This window comes from Streptomyces sp. NPDC047917 (assembly GCF_043204345.1).
Classification (GTDB): domain Bacteria; phylum Actinomycetota; class Actinomycetes; order Streptomycetales; family Streptomycetaceae; genus Streptomyces; species Streptomyces sanglieri.
Window position 1 is genome coordinate 385,411 of sequence record NZ_JBIDCA010000005.1, and the last position, 26,412, is coordinate 411,822.

Annotated in this window: 26 protein-coding genes; 8 read left to right on the forward strand and 18 right to left on the reverse strand. The window is 71.9% G+C overall.

What is annotated here, in order from left to right:
* Positions 1 to 41 precede the first annotated feature (41 nt).
* Positions 42 to 566, forward strand: coding sequence for a DUF4396 domain-containing protein (locus ACGF8B_RS14535; protein ID WP_392737969.1), 525 nt, complete (start codon positions 42 to 44; stop codon positions 564 to 566).
* A 55-nt stretch (positions 567 to 621) separates the two neighbouring features.
* Here ACGF8B_RS14535 and ACGF8B_RS14540 read toward each other — a convergent pair whose 3' ends face one another.
* Complete coding sequence (locus ACGF8B_RS14540; RefSeq protein WP_384761022.1) at positions 622 to 1,254, reverse strand: sulfite oxidase-like oxidoreductase; 633 nt, start codon at positions 1,252 to 1,254, stop codon at positions 622 to 624.
* A gap of 155 nt (positions 1,255 to 1,409) precedes the next feature.
* Here ACGF8B_RS14540 and bfr point away from each other — a divergent pair, with 155 nt between their 5' ends.
* Positions 1,410 to 1,889, forward strand: coding sequence for a bacterioferritin (gene bfr / locus ACGF8B_RS14545; RefSeq protein ID WP_124718145.1), 480 nt, complete (start codon positions 1,410 to 1,412; stop codon positions 1,887 to 1,889).
* A 28-nt stretch (positions 1,890 to 1,917) separates the two neighbouring features.
* Here the strand turns inward: bfr and ACGF8B_RS14550 are convergent, their stop codons facing one another.
* On the reverse strand, positions 1,918 to 2,202 hold the full coding sequence (locus ACGF8B_RS14550) for a bacterioferritin-associated ferredoxin (protein ID WP_392737972.1): 285 nt from the start codon (positions 2,200 to 2,202) through the stop codon (positions 1,918 to 1,920).
* 171 nt (positions 2,203 to 2,373) lie between these two features.
* A complete protein-coding gene (locus tag ACGF8B_RS14555) occupies positions 2,374 to 3,720 on the reverse strand; it encodes a class II 3-deoxy-7-phosphoheptulonate synthase (RefSeq protein ID WP_392737974.1) in 1,347 nt (448 codons plus the stop codon).
* Positions 3,721 to 3,823: 103 nt separating this feature from the next.
* Here ACGF8B_RS14555 and ACGF8B_RS14560 point away from each other — a divergent pair, with 103 nt between their 5' ends.
* Both ACGF8B_RS14560 and ACGF8B_RS14565 read left to right on the forward strand, forming a co-directional pair.
* Complete coding sequence (locus tag ACGF8B_RS14560; RefSeq protein WP_107408160.1) at positions 3,824 to 3,880, forward strand: trp operon leader peptide; 57 nt, start codon at positions 3,824 to 3,826, stop codon at positions 3,878 to 3,880.
* A gap of 93 nt (positions 3,881 to 3,973) precedes the next feature.
* Entirely contained in the window at positions 3,974 to 5,860 is a 1,887-nt protein-coding gene (locus ACGF8B_RS14565; RefSeq protein ID WP_392737976.1) for an anthranilate synthase family protein, read from the forward strand.
* Between the two features lie 69 nt (positions 5,861 to 5,929).
* Here ACGF8B_RS14565 and ACGF8B_RS14570 read toward each other — a convergent pair whose 3' ends face one another.
* From ACGF8B_RS14570 to ACGF8B_RS14585, 4 genes are all read right to left on the reverse strand, one after another.
* Complete coding sequence (locus tag ACGF8B_RS14570) at positions 5,930 to 6,934, reverse strand: 2-hydroxyacid dehydrogenase (RefSeq protein WP_392737978.1); 1,005 nt, start codon at positions 6,932 to 6,934, stop codon at positions 5,930 to 5,932.
* Between the two features lie 131 nt (positions 6,935 to 7,065).
* Positions 7,066 to 7,758, reverse strand: coding sequence for a response regulator transcription factor (locus ACGF8B_RS14575; RefSeq protein WP_342286885.1), 693 nt, complete (start codon positions 7,756 to 7,758; stop codon positions 7,066 to 7,068).
* Positions 7,755 to 8,978 (reverse strand): MacS family sensor histidine kinase, encoded by a 1,224-nt coding sequence (gene macS / locus ACGF8B_RS14580; protein WP_392737981.1) that lies wholly within the window; start codon positions 8,976 to 8,978, stop codon positions 7,755 to 7,757. Before macS ends, ACGF8B_RS14575 begins: the two co-directional genes overlap by 4 nt.
* A gap of 51 nt (positions 8,979 to 9,029) precedes the next feature.
* Positions 9,030 to 9,773 carry a lysophospholipid acyltransferase family protein gene (locus ACGF8B_RS14585; RefSeq protein ID WP_392737984.1) on the reverse strand — a complete coding sequence of 248 codons (744 nt, stop codon included), beginning with the start codon at positions 9,771 to 9,773 and terminating at the stop codon, positions 9,030 to 9,032.
* Positions 9,774 to 10,010: 237 nt separating this feature from the next.
* On the opposite strand from ACGF8B_RS14585, the gene ACGF8B_RS14590 reads away from it, so the two are divergent.
* Both ACGF8B_RS14590 and ACGF8B_RS14595 read left to right on the forward strand, forming a co-directional pair.
* Positions 10,011 to 10,790 (forward strand): alpha/beta hydrolase, encoded by a 780-nt coding sequence (locus ACGF8B_RS14590; protein ID WP_392737987.1) that lies wholly within the window; start codon positions 10,011 to 10,013, stop codon positions 10,788 to 10,790.
* Entirely contained in the window at positions 10,783 to 11,460 is a 678-nt protein-coding gene (locus tag ACGF8B_RS14595; protein ID WP_392737989.1) for a hypothetical protein, read from the forward strand. Before ACGF8B_RS14590 ends, ACGF8B_RS14595 begins: the two co-directional genes overlap by 8 nt.
* 21 nt (positions 11,461 to 11,481) lie before the next feature.
* Here the strand turns inward: ACGF8B_RS14595 and ACGF8B_RS14600 are convergent, their stop codons facing one another.
* The 6 genes from ACGF8B_RS14600 to ACGF8B_RS14625 form a co-directional block, all read right to left on the reverse strand.
* Positions 11,482 to 12,240: an endonuclease/exonuclease/phosphatase family protein gene (locus ACGF8B_RS14600; protein WP_392737992.1), complete on the reverse strand. Its 759-nt coding sequence runs from the start codon at positions 12,238 to 12,240 to the stop codon at positions 11,482 to 11,484.
* Between the two features lie 78 nt (positions 12,241 to 12,318).
* Positions 12,319 to 13,260, reverse strand: a complete 942-nt coding sequence (locus ACGF8B_RS14605; RefSeq protein ID WP_392737994.1) for an ROK family glucokinase — start codon at positions 13,258 to 13,260, stop codon at positions 12,319 to 12,321.
* Between the two features lie 75 nt (positions 13,261 to 13,335).
* Positions 13,336 to 13,794, reverse strand: coding sequence for a DUF5304 domain-containing protein (locus ACGF8B_RS14610; RefSeq protein ID WP_392737997.1), 459 nt, complete (start codon positions 13,792 to 13,794; stop codon positions 13,336 to 13,338).
* An 83-nt stretch (positions 13,795 to 13,877) separates the two neighbouring features.
* The gene (locus ACGF8B_RS14615; protein WP_392737999.1) at positions 13,878 to 15,164 is read right to left on the reverse strand and encodes an ArsA-related P-loop ATPase; all 1,287 of its coding nucleotides are present in this window, start codon (positions 15,162 to 15,164) and stop codon (positions 13,878 to 13,880) included.
* A gap of 5 nt (positions 15,165 to 15,169) precedes the next feature.
* Positions 15,170 to 15,619 (reverse strand): SRPBCC family protein, encoded by a 450-nt coding sequence (locus ACGF8B_RS14620; RefSeq protein ID WP_266916385.1) that lies wholly within the window; start codon positions 15,617 to 15,619, stop codon positions 15,170 to 15,172.
* Positions 15,620 to 15,726: 107 nt separating this feature from the next.
* Positions 15,727 to 16,521: a metallophosphoesterase gene (locus tag ACGF8B_RS14625; protein ID WP_392738002.1), complete on the reverse strand. Its 795-nt coding sequence runs from the start codon at positions 16,519 to 16,521 to the stop codon at positions 15,727 to 15,729.
* Between the two features lie 280 nt (positions 16,522 to 16,801).
* Between ACGF8B_RS14625 and ACGF8B_RS14630 the strand changes: the two genes are divergently transcribed.
* The gene (locus ACGF8B_RS14630; RefSeq protein ID WP_392738005.1) at positions 16,802 to 18,598 is read left to right on the forward strand and encodes an AMP-dependent synthetase/ligase; all 1,797 of its coding nucleotides are present in this window, start codon (positions 16,802 to 16,804) and stop codon (positions 18,596 to 18,598) included.
* Positions 18,599 to 18,662: 64 nt separating this feature from the next.
* Here the strand turns inward: ACGF8B_RS14630 and ACGF8B_RS14635 are convergent, their stop codons facing one another.
* Positions 18,663 to 19,805, reverse strand: coding sequence for a glycosyltransferase family 4 protein (locus ACGF8B_RS14635; protein WP_392738007.1), 1,143 nt, complete (start codon positions 19,803 to 19,805; stop codon positions 18,663 to 18,665).
* 121 nt (positions 19,806 to 19,926) lie between these two features.
* On the opposite strand from ACGF8B_RS14635, the gene ACGF8B_RS14640 reads away from it, so the two are divergent.
* On the forward strand, positions 19,927 to 21,171 hold the full coding sequence (locus ACGF8B_RS14640) for a glycosyltransferase 87 family protein (protein WP_392738010.1): 1,245 nt from the start codon (positions 19,927 to 19,929) through the stop codon (positions 21,169 to 21,171).
* Positions 21,172 to 21,184: 13 nt separating this feature from the next.
* Here the strand turns inward: ACGF8B_RS14640 and ACGF8B_RS14645 are convergent, their stop codons facing one another.
* The 4 genes from ACGF8B_RS14645 to ACGF8B_RS14660 all read right to left on the reverse strand — a co-directional run bounded on the left by ACGF8B_RS14645 (position 21,185) and on the right by ACGF8B_RS14660 (position 26,380).
* Positions 21,185 to 22,417 (reverse strand): hypothetical protein, encoded by a 1,233-nt coding sequence (locus ACGF8B_RS14645; RefSeq protein WP_392738355.1) that lies wholly within the window; start codon positions 22,415 to 22,417, stop codon positions 21,185 to 21,187.
* Positions 22,418 to 22,436: 19 nt separating this feature from the next.
* The gene (locus ACGF8B_RS14650) at positions 22,437 to 23,468 is read right to left on the reverse strand and encodes an NlpC/P60 family protein (protein ID WP_392738012.1); all 1,032 of its coding nucleotides are present in this window, start codon (positions 23,466 to 23,468) and stop codon (positions 22,437 to 22,439) included.
* A 237-nt stretch (positions 23,469 to 23,705) separates the two neighbouring features.
* Positions 23,706 to 24,734, reverse strand: a complete 1,029-nt coding sequence (locus ACGF8B_RS14655) for an NlpC/P60 family protein (RefSeq protein WP_392738014.1) — start codon at positions 24,732 to 24,734, stop codon at positions 23,706 to 23,708.
* Between the two features lie 284 nt (positions 24,735 to 25,018).
* Positions 25,019 to 26,380: an NYN domain-containing protein gene (locus tag ACGF8B_RS14660; protein WP_392738017.1), complete on the reverse strand. Its 1,362-nt coding sequence runs from the start codon at positions 26,378 to 26,380 to the stop codon at positions 25,019 to 25,021.
* Positions 26,381 to 26,412: the final 32 nt, after the last annotated feature.

Consider the following 26,412-nt stretch of genomic DNA (forward strand, 5'->3'; position numbering starts at 1 on the left):
GCTGTCGGCAGGAACCGTTACTCGACGTCCGGGGGTTCACCATGCAGCACGGCACACACCACGAACACGACGGCCGGCCCGTCAGCCATGCGGATCACGCCGCACACACCACCTCCCATCACCCCGGCGGGGTCGGCTGGTCCATGGCCGCCAGGGCCACGCTGCACTGCCTCACCGGCTGCGCCATCGGCGAGATCCTCGGCATGGTGATCGGCACGGCGCTCGGCTGGGGCAACACGGAGACGATGGTCCTCGCGATCGTCCTGGCCTTCTTCTTCGGCTACTCGCTGACCCTGCGCTCCGTCCTGAAGGCCGGCGTCGACTTCCGTACGGCGCTGAGAGTCGCCTTCGCCGCCGACACCCTGTCCATCGCGGTGATGGAGCTGATCGACAACGGCGTGATCGCGCTGTGGCCGGGCGCCATGGACGCCACACTCGCCGACACGCTGTTCTGGGGCGCCCTCGCGATCTCGCTCGCCGTCGCCTTCGTCGTCACCACACCGGTCAACAAGTGGATGATCGGCCGGGGCAAGGGGCACGCGGTGGTGCACCAGTACCACCACTGAGGAGCGCCACGGGGCCGGACGGGACGGGACGGACCGGCCCCGGGAGCCGCCGGGATCAGAGCTCGGGGCCGTCCCCGGGCTCTTCCTGGTAGGAGTACCGCTGCTCGCTCCACGGGTCACCGATGTTGTGGTACCCGCGCTCCTCCCAGAAGCCCCGGCGGTCGGCCGTCATGTACTCGACGCCCCGGACCCACTTGGGCCCCTTCCAGGCGTAGAGGTGCGGCACGACGAGGCGGAGCGGGAATCCGTGCTCGGCGGTGAGCAGTTCCCCGCCCTTGTGGGTGGCGAAAAGTGTTCGGTCCGAGGCGAAGTCGGAGAGCCGCAGATTCGAGCTGAATCCATACTCGGCCCAGACCATCACATGGGTGACGTTCGGCGCGGGCGGCGCGAGTTCCAGAACCGTACGGGCGAGGACTCCGCCCCATTCGGCACCGATCATGCTGAATTTGGTGACGCAATGCAGGTCGGCGACGACCGAGGCGAACGGCAGCACCGAGAATTCCTGATGGTTCCAGCAGTGCTTCTCGCCGTCCGCGGTGGCCCCGAAGACCCGGAACTCCCAGCGGTCCGGCTTGAACTTCGGCACGGGCCCGTAGTGGGTAACCGGCCAACCGCGCTGGAGTCGCTGGCCCGGCGGAAGCTCGGACTGCTCTGACGCGCGTTGTTCCCGGCTTTCCGGCTGACCCATGTCTCCATGGTGACAGACAGGCAGGGGTGGTCCCGACCAGGGCGGGGGGCGATTCGGACAACTCACAGTAAGCCTGCACTTACTGGACGGTCATCGGGTGCGATGCGAAGATGCGGCCAACTTGCCCAGTTCACCGGTTGGAAGGAGCCTGTGCGATGCAGGGCGACCCCGAGGTCCTTGAGTTCCTGAACGAGCAGCTGACCGCAGAATTGACTGCCATCAACCAGTACTTCCTGCATGCGAAGATGCAGGACAACTTCGGCTGGACGAAACTCGCGAAGTACACCCGCTCCGAGTCGTTCGACGAGATGAAGCACGCCGAGATCCTCACGGACCGGATCCTCTTCCTCGACGGACTGCCCAACTACCAGCGGCTGTTCCATGTGCGGGTGGGCCAGACGGTCACCGAGATGTTCCAGGCGGACCGTCAGGTCGAGGTGGAGGCGATCGACCGCCTCAAGCGCGGGATCGAGCTGATGCGCGGCAAGGGCGACATCACGTCCGCGAACATCTTCGAGTCGATCCTGGCGGACGAGGAGCACCACATCGACTATCTCGACACCCAGCTGGAACTGGTCGAGAAGCTCGGTGAGCCGCTCTACATCGCCCAGCTGATCGAGCAGCCGGACAGCTAGGACCCATCGGCCGGCACCGGCGAAACGATCAGGCCGCGTCGGGAAGCGCGATTCCCGGCGCCGTGCCGGGGGCGATGCCCGGTTCGGTTTCGGGGCCCGTCACGGCGTCGGCGCCGGGCATCCGCTTGCCGTCGAGCAGTTCGCGGCGCGGGCAGGCACCGCGGCCGAGCATCGCCTGGATGGCCCGGACGCAACCGCCGCAGTCCGTGCCCGCCTTGCAGGCGGAGGCTATCTGCCGGGGCGTGCAGGCCCCGGCGTCCGCATGCTCCTTGACCTGCTTCTCCGTGATGCCGAAGCATGAGCAGACGTACACGCGGTTCACCTCCCGGCGGGATCGGGTCGTTCGCTGCCACCCCGTTTATCGGTGAGGCTAACCTAACCTTACCCGGCGCTCAGAGGCGTTAAAAGCCTCCGGACGCCCTGTGGGGCACGGATCACATCGATCCGTGCCCCACAGTCGTACGTCCGCTGCCTGCGGTGATGCCTACTGGTCCCGGTACATCTCGGCGACCAGGAACGCCAGGTCGAGGGACTGGCTGCGGTTGAGCCGCGGGTCGCAGGCCGTCTCGTAGCGCTGGTGCAGGTCGTCCACGAAGATCTCGTGTCCGCCGCCCACGCACTCGGTGACGTCGTCACCGGTGAGCTCGACGTGGATGCCGCCCGGGTGGGTACCGAGGCCCTTGTGCACCTCGAAGAAGCCCTTGACCTCGTCCAGGACGTCGTCGAAACGGCGCGTCTTGTGGCCGGAGGCGGCCTCGAAGGTGTTGCCGTGCATCGGGTCGGTCACCCACGCCACGGTGGCGCCGGAGGCGGTGACCTTCTCGACCAGGGCCGGGAGCTTGTCGCGGACCTTGTCGGCGCCCATCCGGACGATGAAGGTCAGCCGGCCGGGCTCGCGCTCGGGGTCGAGGCGGTCGACGTAGCCGAGCGCCTCGTCGACCGTGGTGGTCGGGCCGAGCTTGATGCCGATGGGGTTGCGGATCTTCGAGGCGAACTCGATGTGCGCGCCGTCCATCTGGCGGGTGCGCTCACCGATCCAGACCATGTGGCCGGAGGTGTCGTACAGCTCGCCGGTGCGCGAGTCGGTGCGGGTCAGCGCCGACTCGTAGTCCAGCAGCAGGCCCTCGTGCGAGGCGTAGAACTCGACCGCCTTGAACTCGGCCGGGTCCGTGCCGCACGCCTTCATGAAGTTCAGCGCGTTGTCGATCTCGCGGGCGAGCGCCTCGTAGCGCTGGCCGGACGGGGACGACTTCACGAAGTCCTGGTTCCAGGCGTGCACCTGGCGCAGGTCGGCGTAACCGCCGGTGGTGAAGGCGCGGACCAGGTTCAGCGTGGAAGCGGATGCATGGTACATCTGCTTCAGTCGCTCGGGGTCCGGGACGCGTTCCTTCTCGGTGAAGGCGAAGCCGTTGACGGAGTCGCCGCGGTAGGTCGGCAGGGTGACGCCGTCGCGGGTCTCGGTCGGCTTGGAGCGCGGCTTGGAGTACTGCCCGGCGATCCGGCCCACCTTGACCACGGGCACGGAGGCCGCGTACGTGAGGACGGCGCTCATCTGGAGCAGCGTCTTCAGCTTGGCCCGGATGTGGTCGGCCGACACGGCGTCGAAGGCCTCGGCGCAGTCACCGCCCTGCAGCAGGAACGCCTCGCCCTTGGCGACGGCTCCCATGCGGGCGCGCAGCTGGTCGCACTCGCCCGCGAACACGAGGGGCGGATACGACGTGAGGTCCGCGAGTACATCGCGCAGAGCCTCGGCATCGGGGTACTCGGGCTGCTGCGCCGCGGGAAGGTCTCGCCAGGTGTGGCCACCGGCGACGGAGGTATTGGCGTTCACGGTCACATCCCCAACATTACGGGGTTCGGCGGTGGGTCCATCCACAGGCTCAACAGATGAGACACGCGCTCGGACGAGACAGGCGTCCGCTAGGGTACGGAACATGTTCGCGCAGACAAACCAGAACTGGTGGTGGACCGCTCATCCGGCGGCCCACTGAAAATCGCGCGCGACAGACCACGCGAAGGCCGCCCGAGGGGCGGCCTTCTCCGCGTTTTCGGGAGCCGTTCCTCCATCCGGAAGGAACAACCCCATGCCTCACCGCACCGATGCCGTCGTCGACCGGCTCCTGAGTGACGGCTGCCCGCCGTTCGCGCTGCTGCGCCGGCGCACCCCCGGCCACGACCAGGACACCGTCGAGGTGCTGATCGGCCGGGTGCGGGAAGCGGACCGGCTCGCCGGTCTCCCGGTCGGTGAACTGCCCTCGCTCGCCCTGGTGCCGTTCCGGCAGATCGCCGAGCGCGGCTTCGATGTGCGCGACGACGGGACTCCGCTGTCCGTGCTGGTCGCCGAGGAGACGTACGAACTGCCGCTCGCCGAGGTGCTGGACCGGCTGCCGGTGCGGGAGGTGCGGGTCGAGGGCGGTGCCTTCGACGTGCCGGACCAGGAGTACGCCGGGATCGTCCGGCGGGTCGTCGAGGACGAGATCGGGCAGGGCGAGGGCGCGAACTTCGTCGTCCGGCGGACCTTCGAGGGCGAGATCCCGGGCTTCGGGCGGGCCGACGCGCTGGCGCTCTTCCGGCGGCTGCTGGCCGGTGAGCGGGGGGCCTACTGGACCTTCGTCGTGCACACCGGGGACCGGACGCTGGTCGGCGCCAGTCCGGAGGTCCATGTGCGGATGTCCGGCGGAACGGTCGTGATGAACCCGATCAGCGGCACCTACCGCTACCCCGCCGAGGGCCCGACCGCTGAGGGCCTGCTGTCCTTCCTCGCCGACCGCAAGGAGACCGAGGAGCTCTCCATGGTGGTCGACGAGGAGCTCAAGATGATGTGCACCGTAGGCGACATGGGCGGGGTGGTGATCGGACCGCGGCTCAAGGAGATGGCCCATCTCGCCCATACGGAGTACGAGCTGCGCGGGCGTTCCTCGCTGGATGTGCGGGAGGTGCTGAAGGAGACCATGTTCGCCGCCACGGTCACCGGCTCCCCGGTGCAGAACGCCTGCCGGGTCATCGAGCGGTACGAGCCCGGCGGGCGCGGCTACTACGCGGGGGCCCTGGCGCTGCTGCGGCAGGAGCCGGGCGGGGCGCAGACCCTGGATTCGCCGATCCTGATCCGTACCGCCGACATCTCGGCGGGCGGCCGGCTGCGGGTACCGGTCGGGGCGACCCTGGTACGTCACTCCGATCCGGACGGCGAGGTCGCCGAGACCCATGCGAAGGCGGCAGGGGTGCTCGCCGCGCTCGGGGTGCGGCCCGGCCGGCCAGTGGACGAGGCGGCCCGGCCGCGGCTGGCGGGCGACCCGCGGGTGCGGGCGGCGCTGGATGCCCGGCGGGACGGGCTCGCGCCGTTCTGGCTGCGGATGCAGGAGCGCACCCACGAGCTGTCCGGCCGGGCGCTGGTGATCGACGGGGAGGACACCTTCACCGCGATGCTGGCGCATCTGCTGCGTTCCTCGGGCCTCGACGTGTCGGTGCACCGTTACGACGAGCCGGGGCTGCGCGAGCTGGTACGGGCGCACACCGGTCCTGTCGTGCTGGGCCCCGGGCCGGGGAATCCGGGCGACACCGGCGATCCGAAGATGCGGCTGCTGCGCGGGCTCGCCGCGGAGCTGGTCCGTGACCACCGGTACGGCCTGCTGGGGGTCTGCCTCGGCCATGAGCTGATCGCGGCGGAGCTGGGCCTGGAGATCGCCCGCAAGTCCGTGCCGTACCAGGGCGCGCAGACCCGGATCGAGCTGTTCGGGCGGCCGGAGACGGTCGGTTTCTACAACAGCTTCACCGCGCGCTGCGACGGTCCGGTGGCCGACGAGCTCGCGGCGCACGGTGTCGAGGTGAGCCTGGACGCGGCCACCGGTGAGCTGCACGCGCTGCGCGGGCCGGGCTTCGCCTCGGTGCAGTTCCACCCGGAGTCGGTGCTGACGCTGCGCGGTGCGGCGATCGTGGCGGAGCTGCTGGCGGGATTGCCGGTGGCCGGCTGAAGGGACGGGATCCCGGAGGGCCGTCGGGTGGGCTCCGGTCGCCGGGCCGGAGGCCGCCCCGCCGGCGGCTCAGGCCGCCGGGAGCGCCGGGACCAGGACGTTGTCGCTGCGGCGGCCGGCCAGGTAGTCGGCGACGTTGCCCACCGTCGCGTCGATGATCTGGCCCACCGCGTCCTCGGTGTAGTACGCCTGGTGCGAGGTGACGATGACGTTCGGGAAGGTGACGAGCCGGGCCAGGGTGTCGTCGTCGATGCCCTCCAGCGACTTGTCCAGGAAGAACAGCCCGGCCTCCGCCTCGTACACGTCGAGTCCCACGCCCAAAAAGCGGCCCGCGCGCAACTCGGTGACCAGCGCCGTGGTGTCGATGAGTCCGCCGCGGCTGGAGTTGACCAGGATCGCGTCGTCCTTCATCCGGGCCAGGGCGTCCGCGCCGATGATGTGGTGGGTCGCGGGGAGCAGCGGCACGTGCAGGCTGATCAGGTCGGACTCGGCGAGCAGCTGCTCCTTCTCCACGTACTTCATGCCGAGGGCGGTGCAGGCGGGGTTCTCCGCGACGTCCCAGCCGAGCAGTTCCATGCCGAAGCCGTGTGCGATCCGGGTGAATGCCTCGCCGATCTTGCCGGTGCCGATCACGCCCGCCGTGCGGCCGCGCATGTCACGGCCGAGGAGTCCGTCGAGCCGGAAGTCGAAGTCGCGGGTGCGGCTCGCGGCCCGGATGATCCGGCGGTTGACGGCCATCGCCAGGGTCCAGGCGAATTCGGCGACCGAGTACGGCGAGTAGTAGGAGACCCGGGCGACCCGCAGCGCGAGGCGTTCGGCGACGTCCAGGTCGATGTTGTTGAAGCCGGTGGATCGCTGGGCGATCATCTGTGTGCCCCCGGCCGCCAGGGTCTGCAGGACGCTGCCGCCCAGGTCGGCGTTGACGCTGGTGGAGATGATCTCGTGGCCCGCCGCGATGGGGGCGGTGTCCTTGTTCAGGAAGACGTCCAGGCAGCGGACCTCGTGCTGTCCGGCGAAGGCCCTCTCGATCAGCGGCTTCTCGTCGGACTGCACACCGAAGGCCAGGATTTCCACGGCTTCTCCCGTTCGTCGGGCGGATCGGGGGCCCGGCGGATCGGGGACACGGGCCGGTCATCGCGAACACGCCGGTCATCGCGAATATACGGCCCATGCCCCTGCCGCGCCGCCCGGCCGGGGCCGCCGGCTCAGGCGTCGTCGAGACCGCGCTCGATCGCGTACCGCACCAGCTCCACCCGGTTGTGCAGCTGGAGCTTGCCCAGGGTGTTCTGCACGTGGTTCTGCACGGTGCGGTGCGAGATGACCAGCCGCTCGGCGATCTGCTTGTACGAGAGGCCCTTGGCGACCAGCCGCAGCACCTCGGTCTCGCGCTCGGTGAGCTGCGGGGCCTTGGGCTCGTCGGACGCGGCGGGCACGGGGTCGGAGGCGAGCCTGCGGTACTCGCCGAGGACCAGCCCGGCCAGGCCCGGTGTGAAGACGGGGTCGCCGACGGCGGTGGACCGCACGGCCTCGGTCAGCTCCTGCGTACTGGCCGACTTGAGCAGATAGCCGGTGGCGCCGGACTTGACCGCCTCCAGCACGTCGGCGTGCTCACCGCTGGCGGAGAGCACCAGCACCCGCAGCCCGGGGTGGGAGCCGACGAGCTCCTTGCAGACCTGGACGCCGGGCATGCCGGGCAGATTCAGGTCGAGCACCAGGACGTCGGGGGTGACGGCCTTGGCCCTGCGGACGGCCTGCGGTCCGTCGCCCGCGGTCGCCACCACGTCGAAGCCCGACTCGGAAAGGTCGCGGGCGACGGCGTCGCGCCACATCGGATGGTCGTCGACCACCATGACCCTGATGGCCCGCTCCTGCGCGACCCCGGTGTTCTCCGTGCTCATCTCGCTGATCCTGCCTTCCCCCGTGGAACCTTCGGAACCTTCAACTCGACCTCGGTGCCCTGGCCGGGCACCGAGATCAGCTCGGCCGTGCCGCCCAGGTCACGCAGCCGCCCCCGGATCGACAGGGCCACACCCATCCGCCCTTCCCCCTCGGCCTGGGCGAGCCGCCCGTCCGGGATTCCGGGGCCGTCGTCCCGGACCGTCACGATCACCTCGTCCGGCCAGTCCTCGACGAGGATCCATGCCTGGGCATTCTCCCCCGCGTGGACCCTGACATTGTCCAGGGCGGCACTGACAGCGGCCGCCAGCTCCGTCGCGGCCGCGGCGGCCAGCAGCACCGGAGCGCCCGGCTCCGCGAAGCTGACCCGGGATCCGGCGTGCGGGGCGAGCAGTGCGCGCAGGTCGCGGTCGGCCTGTTCGGACGGTTCGTCGTCGACCTCGACGCTGCGGACCACCGCGCCCTCGGCGGCGTCCTCGGAGACCCGGGTGGTGGGCACGAGACCGCTGGAGACCAGGGTGCGCAGGGCGACCTCCTGCTCCCCGGCCATCCGGCCCAGTTCGGCCGCCTCCCCGCCGATCGCGGTGCCCCGGCGCTGCACCATCGCCAGGACCTGGAGCACGCTGTCGTGGATGTCCCGGGCCAGCCGTTCCCGCTCGCGGGTGGCGGCCTCGATCTCCAGGGCTCGGGCCAGGGTGCGCTCACTGGCCCTGGCCACCTCGATGACGTACCCGATGGCGATGGAGGCGACCCAGACCAGCAGCACGTTGTGGAAGGTGTCCCGGCTGGGATGACCGCGCTCGACGATGTTGGCGACGGCGACGAAGCTCGACGCGAAGGCCGCCCAGCGCCAGCCGCCCTTGATCGCGAAGGCCAGCACGGAGCCCGCGGTCCAGATCGACGGCAGCGTCGGGCCGTCCATCTGCTGGGCCTCGAAGTCGGCGAGCGGGGTGAGAAGTATGCCGGTGAGCGCGACGGTCAGATCGGCGCCGAGGAAGCGTTTGGTGCAGGCGGTGGCGTTCGAGACCTTCGGGAGGGTGGCGAGCGTCCAGACCACCAGCACCGCCAGGAAGGCGACGGCCACCCACGGCCGGTCGTACTTCTCCCGGCCGAAGACGGCGAGCAGTACCGCGTACAGCATCGTCAGGATGCGATACGCGGTCAGCGCACTCCACAGCGGCTGCTCGACCGACATACGTACGACCCGCTCACGCCTGGCCACAAACCCCACCCCCTGGACGGAACGGACGCGTTCACGCGCCGTACCGTTCCTTCACCCCTGCGTCGCAGACCCGGTGTCCTTGTGCTTCTCCGCCTCGGCGCGGCGCTTGGCCTCGTCCGCGATCTGCCGCTTGGCCGCCGTCGCGTAGATGTCGACGTACTCCTGGCCGGAGAGCTTCATGATCTCGTACATCACCTCGTCGGTGACCGAGCGCAGGATGAAGCGGTCCCCGTCCATGCCGTGGTAGCGGCTGAAGTCGAGCGGCTTGCCGATCCTGATCCCGGGGCGCATCAGCTTGGGCATCACCTGGCCGGGCGGCTGGATCTTCTCCGTGTCGATCATCGCGACGGGGATGACGGGCGCCCCGGTGGCCAGCGCCACCCTGGCCAGCCCGCCGGGCTTGCCCCGGTAGAGACGGCCGTCGGGCGAGCGGGTGCCCTCCGGGTAGATACCGAAGAGGCCGCCGCTCTCGATGACCTCGATGCCCGCCCTGATGGCCGCCTCACCGGCGCCGCGGGCGCCCGAGCGGTCCACCGGGAGCTGGCCGACGCCCTTGAAGAAGGCGGCGGTCAGCTTGCCCTTCACTCCGGGGGCGGTGAAGTACTCGGACTTGGCGATGAAGGTGACCTTGCGGTCCAGGACGGCCGGCAGGAAGAAGGAGTCGGAGAACGACAGATGATTGCTCGCGAGGATCGCCGGTCCCTGCGCGGGGATGTTCTCCAGGCCCTCCACCCATGGCCGGAAGGCGAGCTTCAGTGAGCCGCCGATGGAGAACTTCATTGCGCCGTAGATCAACTCGGGTGCCTCCTGTGTGCTGTCCGACAGACCTTAACCCGTGGGGCGCCCGCGCTCCCGCCCGGCACGGAGCCGCTGTGGCGGCCGCAGCGGGTGACGGCCCTGGTCGGTGCCCGTGACGGCTCCGGTCGGTGTCGGTGACGGCCCTGGTCGGTGTCGGCCCGGTCGCGTACGGTGAAGTAATCCTCTGCACTCCCCCTTTCGCTCCCCCGCGAGCCTCACGAACAGGAGACCCCGGTGCCGGTCCTTCCCGGAGCCGAGCCGTTCCGCCACGAGGGCGGAGAGGTCGGCGTCCTCCTCTGTCACGGATTCACCGGTTCCCCGCAGTCGCTGCGCCCCTGGGCCGACCACCTGGCGGAGCGCGGGCTCACGGTCTCGCTGCCCCTGCTGCCGGGGCACGGCACCCGCTGGGAGGACATGCAGCTCACCGGCTGGCAGGACTGGTACGCGGAGGTGGACCGGGAGCTGCGCTCCCTGCTGGAACGGTGCGCCCAGGTCTTCGTCTTCGGGCTGTCCATGGGCGGCGCGCTGACGCTGCGGCTGGCGGCGAAGCACGGGGACGCGATCAGCGGCCTGGTGCTGGTCAACCCGGCCAACAAGGTGCACGGCCTGTCGGCGTACGCGCTGCCGGTCGCCCGCCATCTGGTGCGGACGACGAAGGGGCTGGCGAGCGACATCGCCCTGGCGGGGTCCGACGAGGTGGGGTACGACCGGGTGCCGCTGCACGCGGCGCATTCGCTGCGGAAGTTCTTCCGTCTGGTCGATGCCGAGCTGCCCCAGGTCACCCAGCCGCTGGTGCTGCTGCACAGCCCGCAGGACCACGTGGTGCCGCCGGCCGACTCGGCCCGCATCCTCAGCCGGGTGTCGTCGACGGACATCGAGGAGATCCTGCTGGAACAGAGCTACCACGTCGCGACGTTGGACCACGATGCGGAGCGGATCTTCGACGAGAGCTACCGGTTCATCGGCCGCCTCGCCCCGAGCGTCGGAAAGAAGGGGAGCACGTCAGGTGGCTGAGCACGACGCGGAGCGCGCGGGCAGCGAGGAGGAGCGCGAGCCTCTCCCCGCCGAGGGAGCGGCCGTGCCCGACGACGGCACGGGCCCGCAGGACGGCGCGGCACAGCAGGCGGCACCGGGCGCCGACGGCACCCGGTCCGAGCCGCCGGTCGACGAGGACGCCGCGTGGCAGGCGATCGTCGCCGGGTACGGCGAGGAGCCGCCGGACCCGCCGGGCGCCAGGCCGTTCAGGTCGATCGAGGATCTGGCGCTGCCGGACGACGACCAGCCCGTCCTGGATCCGGACAAGGGGATCGGTACGAAGTCCGCGAAGCCGCCGGAGAAGCCGCTCGGCAGCTCGGTGGTCTTCGCGCCCGGAGTCATCGGTCCGCGCGACTACGAGGTCCCGGAGCCGAAGGACGGCGATCCGGACGGCGGCGACGAGGGGCATTTCGTCCCGCCGGAGCCGCCGCCGCTGCCGGAGGCCGATGTCACGGCGAAGTTCGCCTGGCTCGCGGTCGTCGGCGGTCCGGTGCTGATGCTGATCGCGGTGCTGTTGCGGTGGGACATGACCTGGTGGCTGACGACGGTCTGCGTCGGCGGTTTCCTGGGCGGTTTCGTCACGCTGGTGGCGCGGATGAACGACGACGACGAGGACGGCGACGACCCCGGGCGCGGGGCGGTCGTCTGAGACCGGGGCGGAGCTCGGGTGTCAGGGCAGCATCGCGGGCACCCGCAGCACCGCCAGCACCGGCAGGTGGTCGGTGGCCGCCCGCAGGTCCGCCTCGGTGACCCCGGGCAGCCCGGCGGGGACTCCGCAGCCGAGCACCTCGATCCCCTCCGTCGCGAAGATCGCGTCGATGCGCCGTCGCGGGTGGTCCGGCGAGTAGGTGTGCTCCTCGCCCCACGGCCGGACCGCCCAGCAGTCCTGGAGCCGCCCGGCCAGCCGCCGGAACGCGCCCCCGGTCGGTACGTCGTTGAGGTCGCCGGCCGCGATCGCGTGCTCGACACCCATGTCGTCCAGCCGCTCCAGCAGCATCTCGGTCTGGGCCAGGCGTTCGTCCCGTTGCAGGCTGAGGTGGAAGCTCAGCAGCCCGATCCGGGTGCCCGCGATCCGTACCACCGAGGTGGCGAAGCCCCGGCGGTGCAGCCCTGGGGTGAGCGGCAGCAGCACGTCCTGCGTCCGCTCCACGGTGGCCCGCAGCGAGCAGAGCAGCAGCGGCCCGGCCGCCGTGGCACCGCCGCCGAGCACGACCAGGTCGGTACGGGCCGCGAGCCAGGCCGCGCGCTTGCGCCAGCGGAAGAACCGCGGTGCTTCCTGGACGAGGACGAGGTCGGGGGCGCAGGCGTTGATGACGCGGGCCAGCGCCTCGCGGTCGTCGCGCATCGACCGGATGTTGTAGCTGAGCACTCTGATGACGGCCGAACCGTCCGGCTCGGTACGGGAGTCGGGCAGTGGCGTCAGGACCATGCGGCTCACGATACGACGGACGCCCGCCGCTGCCACAAGGGCGCGACGGGCGTCCGGGTTCGCTGCCGTCCGGCCGGCTCAGCCCTGACGGGCGAGGTCGGCCGCGCCCACCAGACCGGCCTTGCCGCCCAGTTGGGCCGCGAGGACCTGGGCGTGCGGGCGCCATTCGCCACCGATCAGCCAGCGCCGGAACGACTTGCGGATCGGGTCGAGCACCAGCTCGCCCTCGTCCGAAACGCCGCCGCCGACGATGAACGCGGACGGGTCGAAGAGCGAGGCGAGGTCGGCCAGTCCGGCGCCGGCCCAGCGGGCCAGCTCGCGGAACGAGTCGACCGACACCGGGTCGCCCTGCCGGGCGGCCTGGCTGATGTGCTTGCCCTCGATGCCGTCCACCGTGCCGTCGCCGAGCGACAGCAGGATCGTGGCGTTCTCCGGGGTGGCGTTGGCACGCTGCTTGGCGTACCGGACGAGTGCGCGTCCGGACGCGTACTGCTCCCAGCAGCCCTGACTGCCGCAGCCGCAGAGCAGACCGTCCGGGACGACCCGGATGTGGCCGAACTCGGCGGCCACACCGAAGCGTCCGCGGCGCAGCTTGTTGCCGATGATGATGCCGCCGCCGAGGCCGGTGCCGAGCGTGATGCAGATGACGTCGTCGTGGCCCTGGCCGGCACCGAAGCGGTACTCGCCCCAGGCGGCGGCGTTGGCGTCGTTCTCGACGACGACGGGAAGGCCGACGCGCTGTTCGACCTTGTCCTTCAGCGGCTCGTGCCGCCAGTTGATGTTCGGCGCGAAGAGCACGGTGGCGCGCTTGTCGTCGACGTATCCGGCGGCGCCGATGCCGACGGCCTCGATCCGACGGCCCTCGCTCGCACCGGACACGGCCGAGGCGATGGCGTCGACGATGCCTTCGGCCGTCGGCGGGGTCGGCACCTTGTGCGTCGAGAGGATCCGGCCCTCTTCGTCGACCACTCCAGCCGCGATCTTCGTGCCGCCGATATCGACGCCGATGGTGAGTCCCATGAATCCCTCAGTTCCGGTCGAGCCCCGCTGAGGCCAACCGTACCCGAGCCGGGGACCCGGCCCTTTCGGTGCCGGTCAGTCCAGGTCGATGTGTTCGCCCGCGGCGGGGCCCTCGTCACGGGGGTCGGAGGGGTCGTCTGCCTTCTTCTCGGTGCCGGCGGGGTCCTGGGTGCCCTGGGTCCAGCGGCGTTCCTGGCCCTCGACGGCGGAACGGTAGGCGGCGAGGAGTTCGCCGCCGGCCGCGGCGATGTGGTCGAAGACGTCGGGGTTGCGCTCGATGACGGGCTCGACAGCGGACTTCGCCTGCTTGATGATCTGCTGCACGGTGCCCTGGGCCGCCGCGCCGAACAGCGGCGACTGGAGGGACGAGAACTTGTCGGCCACGGCGTCGACCAGCTTGCGCAGCTCCTCGGCGGCGGAGCCGGGCGGCGGGCCGTGCTGGGCCCGGCGGCGGGCCTTCTCCGCTTCGAGGTCCTCGGCGCAGGCCTTCGCCCACGCGTCGTCGTCGACGGGACGATCGGTGGCATCGCTCATGGCGGACTCCTGCGACGTGGTGTGCCGGCGGCCCGGCATACGGGGCACGTACTACCGACGTTACCCGAAGCGCGACGCGCCGTTCAGCCCGTCCTCGGCCACAGCCCGGGGTCCGGCGTGAACCGGACCCGGAGCACCCCGTCGGTGAGGGCGGCGCCGGAGACGGTGCAGCGGCGCAGTCCGGACTCCAGCGGGACGATCCGGTGGAACGGGCCGACGGTGAGCAGCAGTTCGTCGCCGCGGCGGACCAGCTGGAGGTCCTTCTTGGCGGCGCCGGGCAGCGGCAGGCACCAGACGAGGACCGGGTCGCCGTCGCCGGACGGCGGGCCGGTGGTCACGATCCGGGCGCCGGGGAGCAGCCCGTCGAGGCCGTCCGGGGTGTCGGGGCTCTCCACCCACCAGGGATCGTCGGCCCGGCCGGGGCCCCGGCCCTCCAGTCCCCCGGCGAGTCCGCCGTCCGCGCGGGAGGCGCCGGCCGCGGTGTCGAGGCGGGCGAGGTCGTCGGGGCCGCGCGGGTCGCGGCCGAGGTGGGGCACCTCGCGCAGCGCGGCGTCGGGCGCCCACTCCTCGTACCAGTGGTCGACGGTCTTCTCCTGCTGGGCGGCGAGTTCCGCGAACCAGGGGTCGGCCGAGTGCCTGGGCAGCACCCGGTTGACCGCGAGGGCGTCGACCCGCAGTCCGTGCAGGGCGAGGCCGGTGCGGGCGGTGCGCAGGGCGTCCTCGGCGGCGGGGCCGGGCTCCGCGACCAGCCGGACCGTGGTGTCGCGGGCCTCGATCAGGGTCTGCACGGCTGCCAGCTCGGCGTCCCTGCGGGCGGCCGCCTCGTACAGCCACTGGGCGGGCATGGGCACACCGGCGAGCTGGGCGAGCATCGGGCGCAGGGCGCGGGCGGCCTGGCGTTCCGGGGGGAGCAGCCGGCGCAGATAGCGGCGCAGCTGTTCGGGGAGGGCGAGCAGGGCGAGTGCTTCGCGCAGGGGTGGCAGGTCGACGACGAGGAGGTCGTGGCCGGCCCGCGACCAGTCGCCCTCGGCGGCGCGGCGCAGGCTGTGCAGCAGGGCGAGCTGGGTGCTGCCGGGGAGCTCGGTCAGCTCCTCGCCGTCCAGCCGGTTCCCGCCGAGCAGGTCCAGTACGACGGAGGCCTGGTCCTGGAGGGCGAGCAGTTCGCCGCGGAAGTGCTCGCCGGAGTCGACGCGGGCGGACCACAGCCCGTCGGTGACCTCGGTGGGCTCGGTGTCCTCGGGGAAGCCGGGTATGCCGTCGGCGGTCAGCAGCAGGGTGCGCCGGCCCCGGCGGGCGGCGGCCAGCGCGGTCGCCGCCGCGACGGTGGTACGGCCGGCGCCGCCGGGACCGGTGACGAGGACCGTACGCATCCGGATCAGGCCTTCGGGACGGACTCGACGCGCTTCTTCAGTCCGGCCAGGGCCCGGTCGATGATGACCTTCTCGGCCTTGCGCTTGATCATGCCGAGCATCGGGATCTTGACGTCGACGGTGAGCCGGTAGGTGACCTCGGTGCGGTCGCCGTCGCCGAGCGGGGCCAGTGCGTAGGAGCCGTCGATGGCGCGCAGCATCTGGGACTTGACGAGGGTCCAGCTGACCTCGTAGTCGCCGATCCAGGTGTAGGCGAGGGTGTGGTCGTCCTTGATCGCTCCGGCGTCGAGGACGAGCCGGACCTTCTCGGCGCGGCCGTGGTCGTCCTCGGCGAGGACCTCGGCCTCCTTGACCTCACCGGTCCACTCCGGGTAGCGGGCGAAGTCGGCGATCACTCCCATGACGTCGGCCGGTGCCGCCTCGATCGTGATGCTCGAGCTGGTGTGTTCAGCCATCGCCGTGGCTCCTCCAGTGCGGTGTACCGGTGCGTCGGCAGATGCCTGCCGTCAGAAGGCTATCGCGTGTGCGCGGCGCCTCGTTCCAGGGTCCGGCGCCGGTGTGGTCACCACTCCAGGGACCAGGGCCTGCCGGTGGACGCGAAGTGGCCGACGTTCACGCATTCGGTGGCGCCGATCCGCATCCGGCGCACCAGCGGCTGGTGGACGTGGCCGAACAGGGCGTACCGGGGGCGGGTCCGGTGGATGGCGTCCAGCAGGGCCCGGCTGCCGCGTTCGAAGCGGCGCGCCACTGTGTCGTACGTCAGCTCCGGCACATCGGGCGGGATGTGGGTGCAGAGCACGTCGACCGGGCCGAGCGCCTCGATCTTCGCCGCGTACTCCTCGTCGCCGATCTCGTACGGGGTGTTCATGGGGGTCTTCAGACCGCCGCCGACGAAGCCGAAGACGCGGCCGCCGATCTCGGCCCGTTCGCCGTCCAGGACGGTGGTGCCGGGATGCGCGTACTCGGACCACAGGCCGGGGATGTCGACGTTGCCGTAGGTGGCGTACGTCGGGGTGGGGAAGGCCGCGAAGAGCTCGGCGTACTGCTTGCGCACCGCCGAGACGATCGCCGCGTTGCGGTCCCGGCCCGCCCACAGGCCCCGGCCGAACTCGCGGGCCTCCTCGAAGCGGCGCGCGGTGCGCAGCGCGACGATCCGGTCGGCGTTCTCCACGCCGAAGAGGTCGGGGAAGATGCCGCGCGAGTGGTCGGCGTAGTCGAGGAAGAGCACCAGGTCACCGAGGCAGACCAGCGCGTCGGCGCCGTCCCCGGCGCGGGCCAGCGCCTCGGTGTTGCCGTGCACGTCGCTGACCACATGGATACGCGTGCGCTGTCTGGTGCTGTCCGGTCCGGCTCGCATGACGATCACCCTAGGACTCCGCCGGTCACCTGGGTAGAGGCCGCCGGACCTGCGAAAATCTTCGCCCGGTCATACGGGTGGACTACTGTGCGCCCAAGGATCACCGTGATGTGTGACGCGTAAGACATCTGACCGGAACCCCCTATCGGGAACCGAGTACTGGTGGGTAACGTCCGGGCAGTCCAGTCGTGCTCACCCCACTGAGCACCTGCCAATCTTGGACCGCAGCCGGTGCGTCACACAGAGCCGTGGCACCGGAGCCCGATGAGGAGCAGCAGTCTTGCGCGAGTTCAGCCTTCCGGCCCTGTACGAGGTCCCCTCGGACGGCAACCTGACGGATCTCATCCGCCGCAATGCCGCTCAGCATCCCGACGTCGCGGTGATGAGCCGCAAGGTGGGGGGCTCGTGGACCGATGTGAACGCCGCGCAGTTCCTGGCCGAGGTCAGGGGCGTCGCCAAAGGGCTGATCGCCGCGGGCGTCGACGCCGGTGACCGGGTGGCCCTGCTCTCGCGCACCCGCTACGAGTGGGTACTGCTGGACTTCGCGATCTGGAGCGCCGGCGCGGTCACCGTCCCGGTGTACGAGACCAGTTCGCCCGAGCAGATCCAGTGGATCCTCGGTGACTCCGCTGCCACCCTGTGTCTGGTGGAGTCCGAGGCGCACCAGGCCTCCGTGGTCTCCGTCCGGGCCGACCTGCCGGCCCTGAAGGGCATCTGGCAGATCGAGGACGACGCGATCCGCGGGCTGACGGCGATCGGGGAGGACGTCTCGGACGAGACGCTGGACCTGCGGATGACGAGCGCCAAGGCGGACGACCCGGCCACCATCGTCTACACCTCGGGCACCACCGGCCGCCCCAAGGGTTGTGTGCTCACGCACCGCAGCTTCTTCGCCGAGTGCGGCAACGTGGTGGAGCGGCTGAAGCCGCTCTTCCGTACCGGTGAGTGCTCCGTACTGCTCTTCCTGCCCGCCGCGCACGTCTTCGGGCGGCTGGTCGAGGTGGCCGCGGTGATGGCCCCGATCAAGCTCGGCTGCGTGCCGGACATCAAGCACCTCACCGATGAACTGGCCTCGTTCCGGCCGACGCTGATCCTCGGTGTGCCGCGGGTCTTCGAGAAGGTGTACAACGCGGCACGCGCCAAGGCGCAGGCCGACGGCAAGGGGAAGATCTTCGACAAGGCCGCGGACACGGCGATCGCCTACAGCCGCGCGCTGGGTACTCCGCAGAGCCCCCCGCTGGGCCTGAGGCTGAAGCACAGGCTCTTCGACCGGCTGGTCTACGGCAAGCTGCGCGCGGTGCTCGGCGGGCGCGGCGAGTACGCGATCTCCGGCGGCGCGCCGCTGGGCGAGCGGCTCGGCCACTTCTACCGCGGTATCGGCTTCACCGTCCTGGAGGGCTACGGCCTGACCGAGACGTGCGCGGCCACCGCCTTCAACCCGTGGGACCGGCAGAAGATCGGTACGGTCGGCCAGCCGCTGCCCGGTTCGGTGGTGCGGATCGCCGACGACGGCGAGGTGCTGCTGCACGGCGAGCACCTGTTCACCGGTTACTGGAACAACGAGGCGGCGACGGCCGACGCGCTGGCCGACGGCTGGTTCCACACCGGTGACATCGGCACGCTGGACGCGGACGGCTATCTCGCGATCACCGGCCGCAAGAAGGAGATCATCGTCACGGCGGGCGGCAAGAACGTCGCTCCCGCGGTGATCGAGGACCGGATCCGCGGGCACGCCCTGGTCGCCGAGTGCATGGTGGTCGGCGACGGACGGCCGTTCGTGGGTGCGCTGGTCACCCTGGACGAGGAGTTCCTGGGCCGCTGGGCCGCGGAGCACGGCAAGCCGGCCGGTTCGACGGCGGTGTCGCTGCGCGAGGACCCGGAGCTGCTGGCCGAGGTGCAGCGGGCGGTGGACGACGGCAACGCGGCCGTGTCCAAGGCGGAGTCGGTGCGCAAGTTCCGCATCCTGGACTCGCAGTTCACCGAGGAGGCGGGCCACATCACGCCGTCGCTGAAGCTGAAGCGGAACGTGGTGGCGAAGGACTTCGCGGACGAGATCGAGTCGATCTACCGGGGCTGACGACCGGGACGCATCCGCGAGAGGGGCCCGCACGGCGCGTGCGGGCCCCTCTGGCGTACGTGGCTCAGAGCAGCTCCCGCAGCCGCTCGGCGAGCAGGTCCCAGCGCCACTTCTCCTCGACCCAGGCCCGCCCCCGCTCCCCCATCCGCCGCCGCAGCTCCGGGTCGCGCAGCAGCGTGACGATCCGGTCGGCCGACTCCTGCGCGCTGCCGCCGCGCACCACCCACCCGGTCTCGCCGTCGAGCACCGCGTCGGGCGCGCCGCCCGAGTCGCCCGCCACCACCGGCAGACCGGTCGCGGAGGCCTCCAGGAAGACGATGCCGAGCCCCTCCACGTCGAGGCCGCCGCGCCGGGTGCGGCACGGCATGGCGAAGACGTCGCCCGCGCCGTAGTGGGCGGGCAGTTCCTCCCAGGGCACCGGTCCGGTGAACCGCACGGACTCCCCGACCCCGGTCTCCTCGGCCAGCCGCCTCAGCTCCTTGTCGTACGGTCCGCCACCGACGATCAGGAGCACCGCGTCCGGCACCTGCGCCAGGATCGCGGGCATCGCGAGGATCAGCGTGTCCTGGCCCTTGCGCGGCACGAGCCGGGACACACAGACGACGACCGGCCGGTCCGAGAGGCCGAGCCCGGCCCTGGTCCGGTCCCCGCCGGAGTCCGGGTGGAAGGTCTTCTCGTCGACGCCGGGCGGCAGTTGGACCATCCGTGCGGCGGCCCCGGGGGTGAGGGCGGGGGCGATCCGGGAACGGGTGTACTCCCCCAGGTACGTGATCGTGTCCGTGCCCTCGCCGATCCGCCGCAGCAGCTGCCGGGCCGCGGGCAGCTGCGCCCATCCCGCCTCGTGCCCGTGGGTGGTGGCGACCAGGCGGCGGGCGCCGGCCCTGCGCAGCGCCGGTGCCATCAGCCCGAGCGGGGCGGCGGCACCGAACCAGACGGAGGTGCAGCCGTGCTCGCGCAGCAGCCGCACCGCGCGCCGGGTGACCCGGGGGGTGGGCAGCAGCATCGTCACGGGGTCGCGCACGACGGTGAAGGGCTGCTCGGCGTCGAAGGCGGCGGTGGCCGCGCGGCCTTCGGGGGTCCGCTTCCAGGTGGAGGCGTACACGACGACCTGTGCGGGATCCAGGCGCAGCGCCATGTTGTGCAGGAACGCCTGGATGCCGCCGGGGCGGGGCGGGAAGTCGTTGGTCACGATCAGGGTCTTGTCCATCCCGGCCGACAGTACCGGCAGCCCGGCCCGATGGCTCTCGCGCGCTCCGGGCGGGCATCATGGCTCCTCGTACTGCCCGGTACCCACCGGGTACCCCCCGACCAGAACGGATGAGGCCGTCATGACGGGATCGACCGGCGCGCGGCTCGCTGTCGCGGTGTGGGCCCTGACCAGGGTCGCGCTGCTGCTCTGCGTCACCAAGGTGATCACGCTGCCCGGACCGGACGTGACCAGCGATGTCTCGGTGATCTACCACGGCTGGTCCGAGGTCCTGAAGACCGGTACGTATCCGCAGTCCGACGTCACCTGGCAGTACCCGCCGCTGGCCGCGCTCGCCGTCCTCTCCCCCGCGCTGCTGCCGTTCCTGGACTACGCCTCGGCCTTCTTCGTCCTCGCGTTCGTCTGCGACCTGCTGGTGCTGGGGCTGCTGCTGTACGCGGGCCGGGGGGACGGCCGGTGGCCGGCCGGCGCCTGGGTGTGGGTGGCGGGGGTGCCGCTGCTCGGCACGACCGCGTACGCCCGCTACGACGTGATGGTCACGGCGGTCGCGGTGGCGGCGCTGCTGGCCGGGGTGCGGCATCCGCGGGTGCTGGGGGCGCTGGCCGCCGTCGGCGCGCTGCTGAAGGTGTGGCCGGCGCTGATCCTGGCCGGTACGGCGCGCGGGCGGCGGACGCGGGTGGCGTGGACGGCCGCGGCGGTGACGGCGGCCGGGCTGCTGGTGGTGTGCACCCTGGCGATGCCGGGGGCACTGGCCTTCCTGGGGTTCCAGCGCGACCGGGGCACCGAGGTCGAGTCGCTGGGGGCGCTGGTCTTCCATGTGGCGCGGCAGTTCGGCTGGCAGGGCCGGGTGGAACTGCACTACGGCTCCCTGGAGTTCCTGGGCCCGCACGTGCCGCTGGTGAGCACGCTCGCCCTCGGTCTGTCGGTCCTGGCGTTCGGCTGGCTGCTGCTGTGGCGGCTGTGGGCCCGTGAGTTCGGCGTGAGCACCCCGGCGGACGCGGCGTTCGCGGCGGTGCTGCTGTTCACGACGACGAGCCGGGTGATCAGCCCCCAGTACATGCTGTGGCTGGTCGGTCTGGCGGCGGTGTGCCTGGTGTTCCGGGACAGCCGGATGGTGCTGCCGGCCGGTCTGGTGCTGGCGGCGACGGGCGTCACCCAGTGGGAGTTCCCGCTCGGTTTCGTGCACGTGGTGACCAGCGACGCGACGGGCGTGACGCTGATGTTCCTGCGCAACGGCCTGTTGGTCGCGGCGACGCTGATCGCCTGCCGCCGGCTGTGGCGGCGGACGGTCACCGCGGTGGCGCGCGAGGGCGGTCCGGCCGCCCGGTCCGGGCGCGGCCGTGCGGCGGAGCCGGTCGAGGTCTGAGCCGCCCGTCCGCTCAGCCGAGCGTGGTGCGCAGGTGGTCGCGCCAGAGCACGGTGAAGTCCTCGGGAGTCGTGCCGAGCACCTCGTGCATGGCCTGCTCCACCGCTCCGTCCCGTCCCCGGTGACCTCCGACGGCCCGGTAGAAGGCGAGCAGCTTCTTCTCGCCCCAGTGGTCGGCGATCAGCTCGCAGGCCGCCCAGCCGCCCTCGTACGCCCTCGCCAGGCGCGCGGGGTCGCCCGCGAAGCCGAAGTCCTCGTCGGTGGGGAGCCCGGCCGGCAGTTCGCCGCGTGCGACTGCTTCCGCGAGTCCGGGCGCGATCTGTGCGGCGGTGCGGTCCTCGGGGAGGTAGGCCGCCCAGTCCGCGAAGCCCTCGGAGAGCCAGGTCGGGGTCGCGGCGGAGGTGCGGGCGCGGGTGGCTACATGGGTGGTCTCGTGGGTGAGCACGACCCGCTGCCCGAAGGCGCCGAGGGTGCCGTACGCCTGCGGGTTGACGATCACCCGGTCCGCCGGGGCCCGGCCCGTGCCGCCGGTCCGTCCCGTGGTGACGGCGGCGATCCCCCGGTAGTCCGCGTCCGTCGACCCCAGCAGCCCCGCCATGTCCCGTACGGTCCTCGGCACGAGCACCACCACGCGGCCCGCCCAGCGCTCCGGCCAGGCGGCCGAGACGGCGGGCACCGCGCGGTCCGCGGTCCGGGCGATCCGGTTCAGCTCCCGGTCCGTGCGGCCGACGCCGAGCACCAGGCTGTGCTTCCCGCGCACCACCCGGACGTCGCCCTGCTGCCAGAGCTCGGCACCGTCCCCGACCGCCCGGTCGCCGACGACGTACCAGCGGCCGGCCGCCCGGTCCCGCTTCAGGTCGAGCACCCGGTCCGCGGTGACCGGCGCCGCGTCGTAGCCCTTGATCCGGTAGCGCAGCTCGACGTCGGCGGTGGCCCGGTCGGCGCCCTCGGCGGTCACGTCGCGCAGCCGGTACGTCCAGGAGCCGAGCGGTACGTCGGCGAGGTTGCCGAGTTCCCGGCGCTGGGCCGCGCGCAGCGCGGTGGCCCCGGGATCCGTGGTGGCGAGGTAGGCGTCCGTGTCGTGGTCCAGCACGGCGGCGGCCCGGCGGTCCAGCGTGGCGCGGACGGCCCGGGTGGTGGATCCGGGGGCGGCGCCGTCGGGGGCCGCGCAGCCGGAGACGAGCAGCGCTCCCGCGAGCAGCGCTCCCGCCGCCCGTCGCCCGCCGTTCCGTCCCCGCCGCCGCATCACCCGATCGAGGGTACGGTCAGACGCGGGTGACCGACGAGACGGGCATCATGCCGACGGGGTCGTAACGCACCGGGGCCCCGGGGTACGGGGCGTGGATCACCTGTCCGTCGCCGACGTACATCGCCACATGGCTCGCGTCCGCGCGGTAGACGACCAGGTCGCCGGGGCGGGCCGCGGAGAGCGGCACCATGTGTCCCGCGTACCGCTGGGCCTGCGAGGTGCGGGGCAGGCTGACCCCGGCCCGGGCGTACGCCCACTGCATCAGCCCGGAACAGTCGAATCCGGCCGGTCCGTTGGCCCCCCAGATGTACGGGCGGCCGAGCGCCTGCCGGACCGCCACGACGGCGGCCGCCGCCCGCGCGGAGCCGGCCGGGAGACCGGCCATGGCGGGGTACCCGGCGTCCCGGCCGGCGCGTGAGGCCCGCTCGAACTCCGCCCGGTCGGCGCCGGGCAGCGCACCCAGCAGCTTCCTGGCTTCGGCGAGCTTGCGCTCGACGGTCCGCTTGTGGCGGGTGGCGTCCGCCCGGCTGCGCTCCAGTTCGGCCAGCGCGCGGGCCGCCTCCGCCCGGGTCTGCGTCAGCCCGCGCTGGACCTGCTGGAGTTCCCGCAGCTCGGCGGCCTGAAGGCCGGTCAGGCGCTCCAGCACGGCCGCCCGGTCGAGGTAGCTGTCCGGGTCGGAGGAGAGCAGCAGAGCGAGCGAGGGGTCGATGCCACCGGAGCGGTACTGCGCGCTCGCCGCCGAACCGAGCGCCGTACGCATCCGGTTGACCCGCTCCTGCCCGCGGGCCGCCCGGTCCTGGGCCCGGTCGACCTCGCCGCGCAGCCGGCCGATGTTCTCACCGGCCGCGTTGTACTGCTCGGTGGCCCGCTCCGCCTCGGTGTACAGCCGGTCGACGCGGGCCTTGGCGGTCCTCGGCGCGTCCTGCGGGTCGGCGTTCGCGGTGGCCGCGCCGAGGGTGGCGGCCGCGGTCGCCGCCGCGGCGGACAGAACGGTGGCCCGGACGCTCAGATTGAGGCCGGACTGTGTGGAACGGCGATGGGACACCACAGGACGCCGCACTCCCTTCCGCTGTACGCAGACGCGCGCAGCCCCTGCCGCCCGGGGCGGGCGGACCGACGACCGGGAGCTGCACGGCAGGCAGACAGTAGTCGGACGATCACGGAGCGGCCAAAGACCGCGCCGGGAGGAAGTGTGGCGGAAACGACGGCGCCCCGCCGGTGACCTGTGGTCTCCGGCGGGGCGGACTGTCGGCGCGGGCGCGGGAATTCGCCCGTTCGGGCGTCGTCAGCCGACGCGCACGCCGAACTGGAAGCTGCCCATGGTGTTCATCGACTCGAAGCGCACGACCGTGCCGGTGTACGGGGCGTGCAGAACGGTGTTGTTGCCCGCGTAGAGACCCACGTGCGAGGTGTTGTTGAAGAAGACCAGGTCGCCCGGCTTCAGCGCGCTGCGCCCGATCCGGACGCCGTCGTTGACCTGGGTGTACGTGACCCGGGAGATCTGGACGTTGGCCTGGGCGTAGGCCCACTGGGTCAGCCCGGAGCAGTCGAAGGCGCTGGGGCCCGTGCCACCGCGCTGGTACGGCTTGCCCACCTGGGTCTTGGCGGCGTTCAGGGCCGCGGCACCCCAGGCGGAGGCGGGGAGTTCGTTGCCCAGGTCGACGCGGTCGCCCGCGGAGCGGCTGGCGCGCTGCTGGTCATCGCGCATCTTCTCGCGCTCGGCGGCGGTCATCGAGTTGAGCAGGCGCTGGGCCTCGCCGAGCTTGCTCTGGAGCTTCTTCTTCTTCTCGCCGAGCGTCTTGCGGACGTCCGCGAGGTCACCGAGCTTGTCCTGGGCCTCCTTGCGCTCCTGCGCGAGGGACCGCTGCTTCTCCTGGATCTTCCCCAGGGTCTCGGTCTGCTTGGCCGTCAACTGGTCGAGGGCCGAGGCCTCGTCGAGGAAGGTGTCCGGGTTGGACGAGAGGAAGAGCTGCACCGACGGGTCGATGCCGCCGGAGCGGTACTGCGCGGCGGCGAGCGAACCGAGGCCGTTGCGGAGCGTGTTGATCTCCTGCTGGCCGCGGGCCACCTTGTCCTGCAGCGCGCCGACTTCCTTCTCCAGCTTCTGCTGCTTCTCCTTGGCGCCGTAGTACTGCTCGTTGGCCTCGCCGGCCTCGTGGCCGAGCTTCTCGACCTTCGCCTTGACCTCGCTCTTGGAGGGCTTCGGGTCGGCCTGGGCCGCCTGGGAGGACAGGGCGACGGCTGCGGCGGCGGTTGCGGTGAGCACGGTCACACGAGCGCGGCTCGGCTGCTTGGGACGACGGTGGGACGCCACGGAGGCGAGCTCCTTCTTCCTCGAGCCGCCTACCGGGCTGTGGGGGATGTGAATCCCCGGCTCCGTGCACGTCACGGACTCGGCGGTGCCTTCACCGTCACCCCGGATGGGTGATCAACCGTGCGAAGGTTCGAGGCCTGACCCTAGTGACCATCTTGTGATCAGTTCAAATCCTCGCCGGAAAAATCTCGTCACGGACCGCACTTCTTTACCCACGACGCACGGGGTGTAGCGGTGACCTGACGGTCCGTTCCCCGAATTCCACCGAGAACCGGCAAGTGCCGCTAGACGCGCGAAAGGCGCTTCAGGAGCAAGACGGACGCAACGGGCCTGGCGCCCGCCTTGGCGACTCCGTCGGCCACTTCGCGGTCGGTGGAGACCACCACGACCGGCCTGCCCGGCGGTTCGGCGCGCGCCAGCTGACGGATGAGTTCGTCGGCGGTCACCCCGGGCTTGCTGAACAGCACCCGGACCCCGCGCGGCGGTGCGAGCAGCACCGGGGCCGCCAGCTCGGCACCGTCGAAGACGCAGGTCATCTCCGCGCCGGTCTGCGCGGCGAGCATCGAGAGCCCGCCCAGCAGCCGCAACCGCTGCTTCTCCAGCGGCAGCTGCGGATAGCCGGTCTTGGTGACGTTGTAGCCGTCGATGATCAGATGCGCCTGCGGCAGCGCGAGCAGCTGGTCGAGCAGGGCCGGGTCGGTCTCCGAAAGGGCCCTGGCGGCAATGTCCTTGGGCGACATCCGGCCCGGCTCGACCGCGTCGACACTGTCCGCCGGACGCATCGAGGAGGGCGGCAGGGCCAGTTCGCGGCGGAGCCCGCTCGCCGCGTCGAGCACCGTGTCCAGCAGCAGCCGCAGCCGCATGTCCTCGACCGAGCGGCCCTCCCTGGCCGCCCGGCGGCCCGCCTCCACGGACGCCTCGGCCTCACCCAGCCGCGCCTTGAGCCGGCGGCTCTCGCTCTCGGCCGCGGAGACCTGGGCGGCCGTCTCGGACCGTACGGCGTCGGTCTCGGCACGGCTGCGGCGCAGCGCGGCCTCGCCGCGCTTGACCTCGCTGACGGCACTGCGCAGCTTGCGCTGGAGGGATTCGGCCTCCTTGCGGGCGGCGTCCAGCTCGACGCGCAGCCGCTCCGTCTCGGCCTTCGTCTGGGAGCGGGCCCGGACCAGCTCCTCGCGCAGCCGCTCCAGCTCGCGGCGGCTCTCCTCGTCGGCGCGCTCGGCGTCCGCGCGCTGGACCTCCTCGCCGGCGGCGGCGACCAGCTTGACCCAGCCCGCCGGGCGCAGCACATAGGCCGCGGCAGCCACGTCGACGGGGTCGGCGGCGGCCGGCGGCGCCCCGGCCTCCAGGGCACCGGCCAGCTCCGGCTGGCCCTCCTTGAGCCGATCGCCGATGCGCTGCCGGAACAGCGAGTCGCTCTCCAGGGCGGCCGCCATCGCGTTCCCGGCGAACTTGGCCCGCCGGGTCGGGGTGAAGCGGGCGTACTGCCGCAGCTGGGCCGGGAGTTCGGTGACCGTCAGGCCGCCGAAGGCGTCCGAGACCAGCGCGACGACCCGCCGCCGTACGCCTTCGGGCAGCGGGCGGTCGAGCGCCTCGACGGCGTCGTCGGCCGCCCCGGCCGACTCGGCGCCGCTAGCGGGCTGCTCCACCATCCGTCACCCCAAATGTCTGTGGGCGCGGC